Source organism: uncultured Shewanella sp. (assembly GCF_947495455.1).
Lineage (GTDB): Bacteria > Pseudomonadota > Gammaproteobacteria > Enterobacterales > Shewanellaceae > Shewanella.
On the sequence record NZ_CANLZC010000126.1, the window covers coordinates 1 to 14741 of the forward strand.

Consider the following 14741-nt stretch of genomic DNA (forward strand, 5'->3'; position numbering starts at 1 on the left):
TTTTGCCTTTTGCCTTTTGCCTTTTGCCTTTTGCCTTTTGCCTTTTGCCTTTTGCCTTTTGCCTTTTGCCTTTTGCCATTGTCGTTTCCCCTTGATTTACATCCATAGGCATTGATTTCTTTTTTACGCAGTTCACAGCCTGCTATGACTGCTCTATTGATTGGCCCTTTCTTTAAATTAGCATTGACTAATGCGAGATCGCTTACGATTAAGGTCATATTTTTAATACTACAAAAACCATTGATAATATTAATGAAATTTATACTTAAATGAGGGTAATACCATTTTCATCATAATTCAAAGTATTGAGTTGTAGTGTGAGGATAGGTTTTTATCAATGGATGATTATGAAATATAAAAAATGGTGCCAATATCGCCAAATCGGCATTGCGATAGTGGCGGGCATGCTAAGTGCCTGTGGTGGTTCAAGTGATAATACGACAAAAGCGGCGACTTCTGAGACGGCTCCCATTTCACAAGCTAAACAAATTCAAGTGTTAGTGATGAGCCCTTATGTGGCGACATCGACAGGTTCAAGTGGCAGCGATGCCAGCGGTGGAAGCGGCCCATTACAGCAGGACTGTGCTGGTCTCTGGCAGAAGCTGGCCAGTCATAAAGCCCGTGCTGGCATCGATGACACATTACTCGCTCAAATCAACTGGGCTAAGTCCCACAAGATGGACTTGCCTGATCTGGCTAAACCCCAATTATTGTCGACGCAGGAGACCAATGTTTATTGGCAACCCAATGAGGTAACAGCATACCGTTATGGTATCGCGCAAGTGGACAGTGAGCTTTGGCAAAGCAATGCTCATCAAAACAAGGTTAATAAAAATAATGCTCATCAAAACAAGGCTCATCAAAACAAGGCCGAGAGTCAGACTATCGATCCTGAGCAAGTGCAGTGGACTGGCCGATGCAGTGTGCCCCAAGGTGTGACAGTATTAAATGCCGATTTTAATGTGGCTGTGCCTGATAGCATGGCGCAATGGCAGAATAATGCGGCCAAGGTCAACCAAAGGGCGCTGGCACAAACCGTTCAGCCCATTCTGCAGGGACAATACGGTAAAGATGGCCTCGGCTTTGGCGAGCATGTAAAAGCAGGCGTGAGTCTAAGCCATGAAAAATCAATCACGCCTAACTATGTTAGCAGTCATTTTGGCTTGCAATGGCAAGTGGAACAGATTGATAAAAAAGCGCTTTTGGCCTTAGTCAAGCCTGAGTTTCCTGATGCCATCAAGGTGAGTGCGCTACCATCATGGCAAAGTTGTGATGGAGTGCAATTACGTGTCAGCAGCAATGATCAGTTTACGGATCCCAGTTATTGGCTCGCTTTGAGTGGTGATTGTGGCAATAGTCATGATGATGAGCCAGTGGGTGTGTTTACGGGCACAGATGCTTTATTGAGCGCCTTAAAGGTTGACGATTTAACCCAAGTAAAACGAGATAGCCTGATCGCTCAGCATGTGAAGCAATATAATATTCTTGCCGATCGTGCACAGCCTTTGAATGACAATGGGGCAGCGCTTGCTTGCCAAGGCCAAGATTTATTGACCTCAAAAGGGTGCCGTCACCAAACATTAAGGAGCTGGTTACCGCTGCTCACTCAGTACTTATCTGGTGAGCAGGTCTTGTACATGCAAGTGATCTTTGCAGATAAAATGCAAAAAACCTATGTGTTGAATGATGACGGCCAAGTGCAAGAGGTAGCGTCTCAGCTGTTGCTCAATAATTTGAGTGCTATCAGCGATACAGATGATGACGGCTCAGATGACAATGGCTCTGGCAGTGCTGGCGAGTCAGCCGATACGCTGGAGATTATGTTTGCCACGCAAACGCCACTTGATGGTGAGTATCTCGCCAGCGATTGTGGTGCCGTGTTAAGTGCGATTCAAGCGCAACCTACACAGCTATTGCTGGATGAAGCGAGCATGAATACCTCGGTTGAGCATGACAAGATGCGCTTTGCATCTCAGTTAAGCCAAGCGGACAATTGGACTTTGCAGGCGGGTGAGCAGTCTGAGCAGTCTTTGTATGTGAAGCCCACTCAGTCAGTGCGTTATGCCTATGGCATGGCCATAGTCAATAAGGCCGATTGGCAAGCTAATAAAATTGATATTCAAGCATTGCGTGGAGAGGATAAACTGACTGTACAAGCCACTTGTGATGTGCCACAGAAGGTGGCAGTGATGAGTCCTGATTTAGCGGTATCCACGGCGCCAGCATTGCTGAATTGGGTGTCAGCAGAAGCGCAAAATAATCAAGAAACATATGATTACGAAGTGAGTAAAGGAGATGAACCTGATTTTGGTTATGATGGTTTAGGATATGGCGATTATGCAAAGGGGGGATTATGGTTTTCTTATCAAGATTATGATGAAGATCTTAATTTATCAGAATTTTCTTTATATTGGTCTGTAAAGGAGACGTCTAATCAAGATTTGATGAAATTAATATCAGATTTAATACCCAATGGGATTAATATTGAAACAGAGAAAGATTGGACAAGTCATAAAAAATATTTGTCTTTAAAGATAGGAACTGATGCTGAATTGAGTAATTCAAGTATTCAGGTTGTTAATGGTTTTACCTCAAGTATTTTCGATGAGAAATTGTATAATCATCAAATCATTTTTTCTGATAATATCATTGGTGATATGTCAGCTTTAAGAAATGAAGATATTGATGAGTATCTAACGTTGAGTGAACAACGTTTACATAAAGTAATGTTTCCATCAACGAATGATGGATTACCTAAAAGTTGTTCTCCAATAGATGATTATGGCATGAGTGGCTGTAGTCAGCCTATTGTTCGTAGTATGGAGCCTAAAATAAGAGAATTAATTAAAGGAGAGAGTGATCTCTATTTAGATTTTATTTTTGATAATAAAATAAGAAAGATTTATCAAATCAATAAAGATTCCGGTGAAATAACTGAAGTCTTTTCAAAAGTAATTGGTTTTTAGGTTTGATTGGATCAGGCTAAGCTTTATTTAGCTTAAGCTTTATTTAGCTTAAGCTTATTTGGCTTAGCCTTATTTAATTTAGCTTTATATGGATCAGCGTTATCGCAATCTATCTTTTAATCTAAACCTGAGGCGATGCTTATCGATGACGAGTGTTATTGCTAACGTGTGTTATAGATAACGAGTGTTATTGCTAACGTGTGTTATAGATAGCAAGTGTTATTAATAAATCAGCCTCAGGTGCTTTTAATGTTTTTAATCAATATAATGAAAAAAATGAATAAACTTTTTATCGTCACCGCGTTGATTTTCAGTGCGCAGGCTATTGCAAAACCCGTTCATCAAATTGCAGTAGATGGTAAGCAATATCATTTAACTAAAAAAGATTTTGTTTATAGAAAAGCGGAAGGCGTAGTTGGAGGAGTTAGCCCTATCGTATATGAATATATTGCCAATTTTGATTTAAATGGGGATAGTGGTCAAAAACTGTATTTTAATTTAGGCGGAACCGTTGCAGGTAAAGCAGGGGTTGAAAAAGATCCAGTACCTAAAGGCGCTTCAGATGCATCGGGAGAGATTCATTATCTTTTTGGAAAGAATCCACCTAAACAATATCAATATTTCAGATCAAATGTTGAGTTATCATGTAGCAAGATAGCGATTGGAAAAGATAGCTTTAATAATAAAAAATATCTAAGTAAAGCCGAAAGTAACGATACGAAAAAACTCCATAAAAATCGAAAAGAGAAAGTAGTGATTAATCAGAAAAAAGTCACTAAAGGAAAGTGTAAGCAGTTACAAGTTAAAATTAAGCATGTATATAACCAACATTATCAACGTACCTCTTTGGGGCAGTACCCTATGTCAATTGATAATATTGATTTAACCTTGAGTGTATTAGCAAAGTCTTAAACAGTATCGAATAAAATGATTTTTACGTTTTGTTATAGTGTATTTTTATAAGGATTGTATTTTGAAAAGATTAACTTCTTCGCTAACCTCTTCACTAGCTGCTCTGGCTATGATGCCAATGATGATGTCTGCAAACGTATTGGCTAAAGATGTTGTGGTAGGGGCTGAGCCTGTGAGTTTAACCCAAGCTGATTTTGTGGCGCAAGGCCAAGATTATATCGCGAACTTGACTGTGATTGGTCATAGCAATATACCGCTGGCATTTGATATTAGTGCCAATGTTAAGGGGCAAGGCACTGAGACAGTGACACAAATTGACTCGCAAGTGTGTATGCGCTGGGACTTAGAGACCATAGGCGAGTATTATGATGAAAGCACTATGACGTGCGAAGAGTATCGTATATTAGATGAGCCACTCATTACTTCTCATTTTCAGTTTGAGGTGAGTTTATTAGCCAGCTGTGATGATGAGGTTATCGATTGGCAATTTGCCCATGATAATGCCTATATCAATGGCACTATGGATGATTTAAATCGAGACTTATCACTTGCAATGAACACTAAGCCTTTGGCAATAAAGACGTGTAAAAACTTACAAGTCAAAATCGGCGCCGAAGCCTTAAATCATATTAATGATGTTCAAGCCCAAATCAGTATCCTAGAAGTCGCTGATGCTCAAGTGAATGAGAATTAACATAGAGCATTTTTAACGAATATTATTTTAGATGAGCAATATTAACAGTATTAACAGTATTAACTATTAACTATTAACTATTAACAGAATCAGCTATTAGTATTTTAAATAGGATATTATATGAAAGGGATGATGGGCTTATTAATATTAATAAGCAGTGTGTTGAGTTTTCAGGTGATGGCACATACTCAAATTGTGGTAGGTGGAAAGCAATATACATTAACAAAAGAGGATTTTGTTCATAAGACGACAGGAAAAAACCCTGTTAAGCATGAATTGATAGCGACATTTAATGTAAATGGTGATCATGGACAAAGACTTTATTTTAACCTTGCTGGAATAATTGCAGGTAAGGTGGGGCTGAAGCAAGGAACTATACGTAAAGTTAAAGTGATTAATGTTGATACAGTAAGAGAAAAAGTCGTTGAATATACTGTGCCTGGAAAAAAGTATCATTTTTTTGATGCAACAGTAACACTCTCTTGTAGTAATATTGCAATAGATGAAGATAGTGTACAATATAAAAAATACCTGAATGGTTATGAGAGTAACAATACCAGTAAGATTAATGAAAATAAAAGTAGTAAAATTGTTGTATATAAAGAGCAAATAACTAAAGGAAAGTGTAAGCAGTTACAAGTTAAAATTACTCATCAATACAATAAAGTGAATGCAACTAAATCGAAAGAATTTCACCCTATGTCTATCGATAATGTTCATTTGACGTTAAGTGTTTTAGAAAAATACTAATCTTTAAATATTGCATTAATTTTAAGGTGTGATTAAAAAAAGGCACTCATAGGGTTTGACCTAGAGCGCCTTTTTAGTGATTCGACTATGTTGAAAGTCTAGGTGGCAATTCAAACATTAGCTGTCGGCTATTTCCGCATTGTGATAGACATTTTGCACATCATCACAATCTTCTAGGGCGGCGAGAAACTTCTCAAATTGGGCCACATCTTCACCACTGATCTCAGTGTGATTTTGTGGCACGAAAGTGATTTCTTCTACCTCAAAATGCAGATTCGGCGTGTTGTCTGTGAGGGCGGTTTTGGCTTTAAAGAACTCAGTATGAGGCGCATAGACAGTGATCATGCCATTGTCGACTTCAATGTCGCTGACATCCACATCGGCCATCATAAGTGTTTCAAGCACCGCTTCTTCATCTTCACCTTCATTTTTAAAGACAAACACGGCTTGATGATCAAACATATGCCCCACAGTACCGGGACTGCCAATTTTGGCATCGTTTTTCACAAAGGCTTGGCGCACTTCGGTAAAGGTACGTTTCATATTGTCGGTAAGGCAATCGACGATCACCATGCAGCCGCCGGGGCCAAAGCCTTCGTAGCGGGCGGTTTCATAATCTTCACCGACACCGCCCATGGCTTTTTCTATACCTCGTTCGATAACATGAGCGGGAACTTGATCTTTCTTTGCTTTATCAATGAGGCGACGCAAGGCAAGGTTGCCATCGGGATCGGTGCCGCCATTTTTAGCGCAAACATAAATTTCTTTGCCATAGCGGGAATACAGTCGTGTTTTTTGACCCGCGGTCTTGGCCATGGATTCTTTTCGGTTTTGGTAAGCTCTGCCCATTCGATGCAATCTCATTAATGCAAAATTAGGGCAATACTAGCAGTTTTAGAGGATTTTGTGCAGCGACAGCCCTTAAATTTTGTCTGTTAGCTTGCTCACAGTGACATAGTCCGGCACTTCTAACAGGCTCTCTCCCCAACGCTCGCTAAAGCTTTGGTATAAATGTTCAATGAAGGCGCGGTATTTTTTGGGCAAATAGGTCCCTTGGGGGTGACTGAGTACCACTTGTGCTTGATGCATAGGAAAATCATCTAACACAGGTACTAGTAGCTGATCCTTTAAGGCTTGCTCGGCAATAATATCCACTAAGCTGGCAATGCCTAAGCCCTCAATGGCGGCTTCTCGTGCTAGGGCAATACTATTGACTGTGAGTTGTGATTGAGGTTTGGGAGTGATCCATTGTGTTCCATCAAATAATGTCCAGCCGATTTCTGTTTGCGGGGATTGTAAATGAATGGCTTGATGTTGATTTAAGTCTTGCGGGGTCATCGGACAGCCTCTTTTGGCAAGGTAAGATGGGCTGGCCATGAGTCGTTTAGTGGTATTGACTAGGGCATAAGTGGTGAGTTGTGACAGGTGACTTTTGGAAAGGTGAAATAAAATATCGACGCCTTCGGCAATAGGATCCACCTGTCGATTGGTGAGCTCAACGTTAACCTTCATCTCTGGATAGGCATTAAGAAATCGACTCAGTGGCGCGGCTAAAAATAATTGACCCAGCTCAATGGGACAGACGATAGATAATTGACCTTTGATCACGTCTTGATTAGCACTGAGTTGGGTTTCTGCTGCGTGTAAGTCCAGTAAAATATGCTGAATACGATTAAAGTAACGTGAGCCTGTTTCAGTGAGTTTTAAGGCGCGAGTGGTTCGATATAATAATTGTGCGCCGACGTCAGACTCAAGCTCTGCCACTTTGCGGCTAACGGTGGCTTTGGTTAAGCCTAATGTTTTGGCTGCTTTGGTAAAACTGCCCTGTTCAACGACTTGGGCAAACATCTGAATACGATTGAGATCTATCATTGTTACACCTGAGAAACAGTGGGTTGATTTTTATCTATCTAATAAACTTTTAAATACAGTAGTACACTTAGCTCCATGATTAAAGGAGTTCCCTATGTCGCAGTCCCAGACACCCTCTCATTCTACATTAAATTCTAAAGCCAAGATCCGCTCTTATTTGATTGGCGCTTGTCTCATTCTTGCCTTGCTGATCAGTGGCTATTATTGGTGGATGCAAGTGCGTTTCATTGAAGAGACAGATAATGCTTATGTGGAAACCGATATTTCTCACATCAGTACCCAAGTGCCGGGTTATATTACTCAAATTTTTGTCAGCGATAATCAGCATGTTGAAAAAGGGCAATTGTTAGCCCAATTAGAAGACGATCAATATCGCGCTAAAGTCAACAAGAGTCAGGCCAGTGTTGATTCTGCGGTAGCAGGCTTATCGACTTTAGCCGCTAAGGTAAATTTACAGCAAGCCTTGATCACTCAAGCGCAAGCGTCTGTAAGGGCGGCAAAGGCTGAAAATGTGCGTGCCAAACAACAATTAGAGCGTGAGGTACAGTTAAAAGCAAAAAGTTACAGTTCTCAAGATAATGTTGATCAAATGCGTGCGGCATCTTTATCGGCTAAGGCCCATTTAGCCGAGGCAAAGGCCGCCTTGGTTGCCAAACAGCGTGAGCTGACTGTGTATCAAGCGCAAAAGCAAGAAGCTGAGGCCAATTTACAACAAGCTAATGCGGCATTAGAGTTAGATCAAATCAAATTAAAAGATACCCAAATTAGAGCGCCATTTTCAGGGATCATAGGTAAACGGGGAGCATTAGCCGGGCAATTTGTGCTGCCGGGCCAATCTCTCTACAGTTTAGTGCCAGATGGCGCCGTATGGATCACGGCAAATTTTAAAGAAACCCAAATTCAACGCATGCTTCCAGGTCAATCGGTACAGGTTCATCTTGATGCTTTTCCTGATAAAACCTTTATGGGAAGCATTGACAGTTTGTCACCGGCTTCCGGCTCTCAATTTAGCTTATTGCCCGCCGAAAATGCCACTGGAAATTTCACCAAAATCGTGCAACGCATTCCGGTGAAAATTCGTTTAGCTTTAAATGAGTTGAATGACAAAGTAGTGCCAGGTTTAAGCGCGGTGGTGAAGGTGAATACTCAACAAGCCGTAAATGATGATTCTGTGATCGCTAAGGTAGCCAATTAATCCTTATGGCGTCATTAATGCTAAAGCCGTTGTTGGCACAGGATAAGACTGTCAGTCACTCTCATGCTTATGATAAAGGGAGCAAGCGAGCATGGATAGCCATCATGGGGGGGTTAATTGGCGCTTTCATGGCGATATTAGACATTCAAATTACTAATTCATCATTAAAAGCCATTCAAGGAGGGTTAGGGGCCACGGTTGAAGAAGGATCATGGGTTTCAACTTCGTATTTAGTGGCTGAAATGATTGCCATTCCCTTATCTGGATGGTTAAGCAAGGTGTTTGATGTTCGCCGTTATGGCATATTAAATGTTGGACTGTTTATTCTGGCCTCTATTTTATGTTCGCTTTCTTGGGATCTCAATGCCATGATCGCTTTTCGTGCCATGCAAGGTTTTTTTGGTGGCGCACTCATTCCTTTGGCCTTTAGGTTGATCTTAGATAACTTACCGATTAATAAACGTTCGGTTGGTATGGCCTTGTTTGGTGTCACAGTGACCTTTGCCCCTTCCATCGGCCCGACATTGGGGGGCTGGTTAACCGAGCAATTTAACTGGGCGTATTTATTCTATATTAATGTGCCTCCTGGCCTTATTGCCATTGCTATGTTGGCTTACGGTTTGCCAAAAAGGCCGGGAGCTTGGTCTGAATTCAAAAAAGGGGATTTTAGTGGCATTGTGACTATGGCCATTGGCATGGGGTGTTTAGAAGTGGTGTTGGAAGAGGGGAACCGTCAAGGTTGGTTCGATTCCGATCTTATTCGACATCTTACTATTATTGCAATCATTAATATTAGCCTGTTTGTGTATTTGCAATTAAAGAAACCTATGCCGTTAGTGAATTTACGCTTATTAGCCAAGCGTGATTTCTTTTTATCATCACTGATTTATTTTATTTTGGGCTTAGCCTTATTTGCGACCATTTATATGGTACCTATGTATTTGGCTCAAGTGCAGCAATATAACCCACTCGAGATAGGTAAGGTGTTAATGTGGATGGGGTTTCCTCAATTACTTTTACTCCCTTTAATGCCAAAGCTCATGGAAAAAATCGATAGTCGCTATTTAGTGGGGTTTGGTTTTGTGATGTTTGCATTGAGCTTTTATGCGAACAGTCATATGAGTGCCGACTTCTCTGGAGATCAAATGATCATATCTATGCTCATTCGTGCCGTGAGTCAGCCCTTTATGATAGTGCCTTTAAGTGTGCTGGCAACTCAGTATCTAAAGGTAGAAGAAAATGACTCAGCTTCAAGCTTATTGAATGTTATTCGTAATTTAGGCGGTGCCTTTGGCATTGCCTTAGTGGCAACCTTGATTGATAATTTAACCCGCATGCATTTATCCTTAATTAAAGAAACTGTGCCAGCGGTGAGCGTGCAAGCGGCAAATTATTTACAGCAAACAACACTTATGTTACAAGCAGCGGGTTCTAATGAAGTCACGGCATTTGATCAATCCCAAAGACTTCTGTTGTTAACGATGCAGCAGCAAGCCAGCATTCAAGCCTATAACGATATGTTTTTTATTTTGACGGGAATAGTGCTTTGTGCCGTGGTATTAGTACTGAGCATGAGAAAGGCCAATTGAGCGGTTATTATTTGAATAATTAACTTATACAGTTGAGTAAAAATTCATTTTTATCTTTCATTCATGTTAAAGTGTGGGCATGTTGTTATTGATAGAGGATTGAATCGTGCAGTGGAAAAATGTGACGTTTTCACAGTTAACACTTGATGAGTTATACGAGTTATTAAAGCTGAGAGTCGATGTCTTTGTGGTGGAACAAAATTGCCCTTATCCCGAGCTGGATGATAAAGATAGATTAGCGGATTCACGTCATTTAATGGGATTGAATGATGATGGCAAAATAGTGGCATATGCTCGTATTTTAGCGCCGGGTGTGAGTTATTCCGACAGTTCCATTGGTAGAGTGCTGGTTAAACAAGAGGCTCGTGGAGGTGGAAAGGCGGCTCAATTGATGAAACAAGCCATTGAGATTGCGGCTCAAACTTGGCCTGAACATAATATTCAAGTCGGAGCGCAAGCTTACTTGACAGGTTTTTATGAAAGCTTAGGTTTTAAAACAGTATCAAATGTTTACCTCGAAGATGATATTCCTCATGTGGATATGTTGTTAGCCTCAACATAACGGTGTTATTTTATTGTTTGCCATATCGCATCGAGATATCTTTGGGTTTGTAACGTATGATCCTGATGTTTAAGTATGCTGGCGAAAGACTTTATTTGAATGCAGTTTGACAGATATTCAACCATGAGCGTCTGTGCAGGCTTTTTTGAGTCTTGAGTAATAATATTAAAATCATCGGGAGTGGCTAAGCCTACTCTGTGGGTAAACTTTGCCTTTGTTGCTGAATGAAAAGCAAAGCTATTATGCCAATCTAAAGCAAAATCATTCATAGTGATCATGCCATTAGCACCGAGTAAATGGAAGTCCATAGCGCAAGAGCCACATGTATAACCAACATCAAAAGTAGATGTTTCGCCACTAGTGAAACTGATAAAGCCAGATGCGCGAGATATCGCGCCTGTATGGCTATCATAGCTGGCTTTGGTTGTCAGTTGATCGATTGTCCCTTGAGGTTGTAAGTATTCCACAATGGCACGTAAAGAGTACCAAGCCATATCTCCCATAGCGCCCATAGGTTCTGCTGTTGTATTAAAGCGAATATTATTTGCGTCGTCAATTGGAGAGTAAAAGGAGGTGTGTAGTGATTGAGGTTTTCCAACCAGTGTATCTAAGTGCTCAATGATATATTGCGTGCGCGGGTGGTGAACAAAATGGCTAGCATCCATGAGTAGCACTTGGTGTTGCTTTGCAAGATCAAGCATTTTTTTCAAGGACGCATAATTGATAAGTGGCTTGTCGATTAAAATGTGCTTGCCAGCTCTTATTCCCGCTAAAGCAAAGGCTTCTTTTGTGACTGTAGGGGTGGCGATATAAAGTATGTTAATAATAGGGTTGGCTAGGAGTGGAGCAATGCCTTCAACAGGCGTCACACCATCGAATTGAGCCACAAAGGCTTTTGCTGTGTTTAGACGACGGCTGGAAACAGCGACTAATTCAGCATTACTCGCTTGTTGGATAGCATTTGCGATGACATTGGCTATTTGCCCAGTTCCAATAATACCAAAATGCGTGTTCGTCACTGTGTTGCCTTTTTGATTCAGCAAAGCTCCCTCAGAAACTATAGATAATCTTGACCAAAAGCGTTAAGTTTTAGGTGGATTAAACTGGTATTTTAATAAGGGAATGATCGAGTTGCTAAATTATATCGAACCTGTCTTTCGGCCACCCTCTGAGTGGCGATCACTTATTCTTCAAGTGACCAATGGTTGCAGTTGGAATCAGTGCCGTTTCTGTGACATGTATACTGCGCCGCAGAAAAAATTTCGTGCGCAAAAAATAGATAATATTGAGCAAGATATTATTACTGCGGCTAAAAGTGGCCAAGGATTTCGGCGTATATTTCTCGCTGATGGCGATGCCATGACCTTACCTTTTAAGCGCTTAGAAGCCATTTGTTTATTGATCAAAAAGCATTTACCCCAAGTCACTCGGATCAGTAGTTATTGTTTACCTCGTAATATCAATAATAAAACCGTGGAAGAATTAACCCGTTTAAAGGCATTGGGTTTATCGCTTCTGTATGTGGGGTGTGAAAGTGGAGATGATGAGGTACTAAGCTTGGTTGATAAGGGAGAGACTTTTGACACTTCTTTAGCTGCGTTAAATAAAATGAAGGCGGCTGGAATGAAATCTTCGGTGATGATTTTAAATGGCTTAGGTGGCGTTAGGTTATCAAAACAGCATGCAATAGGTTCGGCAAAATTGATGAATGCAGCTCAGCCAGATTACTTATCAACCTTAGTTGTCTCTTTCCCTCTTGGAAAGCAACGTATGGATGATAGCTTTGATGGCGGATTTCAATTGCCTGATCAAAAAGGGTTATTTGAGGAAATGTTGACGCTAGTGGAGCACCTTGAGTTGAAGAACACTATTTTCCGCTCTGATCATGCATCCAATTACTTAGTCCTTAAAGGGGTATTAGGAAAAGATAAGCCAGCTTTTATTGAGCAAATTAATGCTGCGTTATTTCAGCCGGAAACCATTGAGTTACGCCAAGAATGGCAACGTGGCTTATAGGTAAGTTTAGCTAAGTTATATTGGTTGCCTTATTGGTATAAAATAGGTAGACAGCTTTGCCATTAAATGAAGCTTTATTTATAAAAGGCGTTTATTCATCACCAATAATCAAGAGCCTTACCGTAAAACCTTACTTTACTCTTTGATTATTATTTGAAACTCGCTTGAGTCTGTTTTTTTAACACATTTGTGTTGTTTTTTTATTACATTTACTTTTCATTTTTAGTCGAGTAATGTGATATATTCGATGTTTTTTGCTTTGAAGTTGGATTAGAGTCAAAGCAATATCGTGTTTATAACAATAATGAAAGAGGGTTTCACAATGGCTGATGTATTTCATTTAGGCTTAACCAAAGATATGCTTAATGGCGCGAGTTTAGCAATTGTGCCGGGCGATCCAGAAAGAGTTAAGCGCATAGCAGACTTAATGGATGATGCCACATTTTTAGCGAGTCATCGAGAATATACTAGCTATCTTGCTTATATTGATGGCCTAGCCGTTGTTATTTGCTCAACGGGGATCGGTGGCCCTTCTACTTCTATTGCGGTTGAAGAACTGGCGCAATTAGGCGTGAATACTTTTTTACGTATCGGCACCACTGGGGCCATTCAGCCTCATGTTAACGTGGGCGATGTCATTGTCACGCAAGCATCAGTACGCTTAGACGGTGCCAGCTCGCATTTCGCGCCAATGGAATACCCTGCGGTTGCAAACTTTGAGTGTACGACTGCCATGGTTGCTGCAACACGTGAAGCAGGTTTAGAGCCTCATATTGGTATTACAGCATCTTCAGATACTTTTTACCCAGGCCAAGAGCGTTATGATACGGTATCGGGTCGAGTCAGACGTCATTTTGTGGGCTCAATGCAAGAGTGGCAAGAGTTAGGTGTACTTAACTATGAAATGGAATCAGCGACCTTATTTACTATGTGTGCATCACAAGGCTGGCGTGCTGCCTGTGTGGCGGGTGTCATTGTGAATCGTACTCAACAAGAAATTCCAGACGAAGCTGTAATGAAAAAGACAGAATCTAATGCCATTTCTATCGTTGTAGATGCCGCCAGAAAACTATTGAAATAATCTTTTTTAGATAATTCGATTATGGCACTGACACTCAAGGAGTCACAGTGCCTTTTTGTTTTTGATACCCGTGATACTTCAAATTAAAAGTGGTATTTAGCGATCACAGAGTAAGTATTTTGAGTGATCCCTTTAACGCCATATTTGTTTTTCCAATAATCATATTCGATCCCTACTAGGAATTTGTTTTTAGGCTGGCTGGCGAACAAGACACGACCTAAATCATATTTAAGTTGAGGGTTAAAATGAAAGTTCTTCTCATAGCCATCATTATCTGTTTGAAAAACCCAATCAATAAAGCCATCAAAAACAATTGCGGAATCACCTACAGGAAAATCCATTCTAAAAACGGGTGTGAGCTGCCAACCATCACTGTAATTGTCACTGTTTAATGCCTGTCTGCGATAGCTATTTAAGTTGAAATAGGTAAAGTAGGGCAGTTTGAAATCCATGCCGATACCATAAAGAAAGCTGTTTACCGGGCCGTCACCTTCTTCAAGGGTTAATGCAAGGGAAAAATCGCTTATCGCGCCTACACTGAGATCTTGTTCAAAAATTTTACCTGCGCTAAAACGAGGAGAGATTTCTCCATAGTTGGTGCTATTGATGTTACTGGGTACGCCAGTGAAATAGGTAAAGTCTTGAAAGGTAAACCAGTCACCATATTTCCATTCTCCAGCCGTCTCGATAGTGAGGGTTGCTTGTTCTTCTGATGTGGCAAGATCGTAGTTTTTTCCATAAAGGCCAGTGGCACTGATATCCCACCATTTAATAAAGTCATCAGCTGTCACCGTTGGTGAGGCTAACAAGGCTAAGCAAAGCCATTTATTTTTCATATCAAACCCTTTTTATAAGCAGTGTGTTACTGCAGAACGTCATGTCATGCCCATCAGTGCTGATGGTAAATAATGGAGATGGAATATAGGATGATGCGCGGCAGATATCAAAGATTTTGTTGTTTTTTTTATACAAATTGAGACATAGATGATGTGTTAATGTTTTAAGAATGTGTTTCTTGTTGAATTTGTACTTATACCAATTCCATTATATAGATGATCAATTCAGAGCTTCTCAGGCTTTTCAATTCAAGGCGCATTTATGCTG

14 protein-coding genes are annotated in these 14741 nt (G+C 40.6%); 9 read left to right on the plus strand and 5 right to left on the minus strand.

Annotation, left to right across the window (positions count from 1 at the left end):
- The coding region (locus Q0791_RS22005; protein WP_299011263.1) for a hypothetical protein at window positions 1-218 on the minus strand (218 nt) is incomplete at its 3' end.
- A 129-nt stretch (window positions 219-347) separates the two neighbouring features.
- Between Q0791_RS22005 and Q0791_RS22010 the strand changes: the two genes are divergently transcribed.
- The 4 genes from Q0791_RS22010 (at window position 348) to Q0791_RS22025 (ending at window position 5322) form a co-directional block, all read left to right on the plus strand.
- The gene (locus Q0791_RS22010) at window positions 348-2966 is read left to right on the plus strand and encodes a hypothetical protein (RefSeq protein ID WP_299011265.1); all 2619 of its coding nucleotides are present in this window, start codon (window positions 348-350) and stop codon (window positions 2964-2966) included.
- Window positions 2967-3215: 249 nt separating this feature from the next.
- On the plus strand, window positions 3216-3878 hold the full coding sequence (locus tag Q0791_RS22015; protein WP_299011267.1) for a hypothetical protein: 663 nt from the start codon (window positions 3216-3218) through the stop codon (window positions 3876-3878).
- A gap of 61 nt (window positions 3879-3939) precedes the next feature.
- Window positions 3940-4572, plus strand: a complete 633-nt coding sequence (locus Q0791_RS22020; RefSeq protein ID WP_299011268.1) for a hypothetical protein — start codon at window positions 3940-3942, stop codon at window positions 4570-4572.
- Between the two features lie 120 nt (window positions 4573-4692).
- Entirely contained in the window at window positions 4693-5322 is a 630-nt protein-coding gene (locus Q0791_RS22025; protein ID WP_299011270.1) for a hypothetical protein, read from the plus strand.
- 117 nt (window positions 5323-5439) lie between these two features.
- On the opposite strand, the gene Q0791_RS22030 is transcribed toward Q0791_RS22025, so the two are convergent.
- The gene (locus Q0791_RS22030) at window positions 5440-6171 is read right to left on the minus strand and encodes a YebC/PmpR family DNA-binding transcriptional regulator (protein ID WP_299011272.1); all 732 of its coding nucleotides are present in this window, start codon (window positions 6169-6171) and stop codon (window positions 5440-5442) included.
- 72 nt (window positions 6172-6243) lie between these two features.
- The gene (locus Q0791_RS22035) at window positions 6244-7194 is read right to left on the minus strand and encodes a LysR family transcriptional regulator (RefSeq protein ID WP_299011274.1); all 951 of its coding nucleotides are present in this window, start codon (window positions 7192-7194) and stop codon (window positions 6244-6246) included.
- Between the two features lie 94 nt (window positions 7195-7288).
- Here Q0791_RS22035 and Q0791_RS22040 point away from each other — a divergent pair, with 94 nt between their 5' ends.
- From Q0791_RS22040 to Q0791_RS22050, 3 genes are all read left to right on the plus strand, one after another.
- The gene (locus Q0791_RS22040) at window positions 7289-8389 is read left to right on the plus strand and encodes an HlyD family secretion protein (protein WP_299011276.1); all 1101 of its coding nucleotides are present in this window, start codon (window positions 7289-7291) and stop codon (window positions 8387-8389) included.
- 17 nt (window positions 8390-8406) lie between these two features.
- The gene (locus tag Q0791_RS22045) at window positions 8407-9978 is read left to right on the plus strand and encodes a DHA2 family efflux MFS transporter permease subunit (RefSeq protein ID WP_299011278.1); all 1572 of its coding nucleotides are present in this window, start codon (window positions 8407-8409) and stop codon (window positions 9976-9978) included.
- 106 nt (window positions 9979-10084) lie between these two features.
- Window positions 10085-10540, plus strand: coding sequence for a GNAT family N-acetyltransferase (locus Q0791_RS22050; protein ID WP_299011280.1), 456 nt, complete (start codon window positions 10085-10087; stop codon window positions 10538-10540).
- A 5-nt stretch (window positions 10541-10545) separates the two neighbouring features.
- Here the strand turns inward: Q0791_RS22050 and Q0791_RS22055 are convergent, their stop codons facing one another.
- Window positions 10546-11559, minus strand: coding sequence for a Gfo/Idh/MocA family oxidoreductase (locus Q0791_RS22055; RefSeq protein WP_299011282.1), 1014 nt, complete (start codon window positions 11557-11559; stop codon window positions 10546-10548).
- Between the two features lie 103 nt (window positions 11560-11662).
- Between Q0791_RS22055 and Q0791_RS22060 the strand changes: the two genes are divergently transcribed.
- The gene (locus tag Q0791_RS22060) at window positions 11663-12556 is read left to right on the plus strand and encodes a radical SAM protein (RefSeq protein WP_299011284.1); all 894 of its coding nucleotides are present in this window, start codon (window positions 11663-11665) and stop codon (window positions 12554-12556) included.
- Window positions 12557-12878: 322 nt separating this feature from the next.
- Window positions 12879-13637, plus strand: a complete 759-nt coding sequence (udp, locus tag Q0791_RS22065) for a uridine phosphorylase (RefSeq protein WP_299011286.1) — start codon at window positions 12879-12881, stop codon at window positions 13635-13637.
- 83 nt (window positions 13638-13720) lie between these two features.
- Here udp and Q0791_RS22070 read toward each other — a convergent pair whose 3' ends face one another.
- Window positions 13721-14473, minus strand: coding sequence for an ion channel protein Tsx (locus Q0791_RS22070; RefSeq protein ID WP_299011288.1), 753 nt, complete (start codon window positions 14471-14473; stop codon window positions 13721-13723).
- Window positions 14474-14741 lie beyond the last annotated feature (268 nt).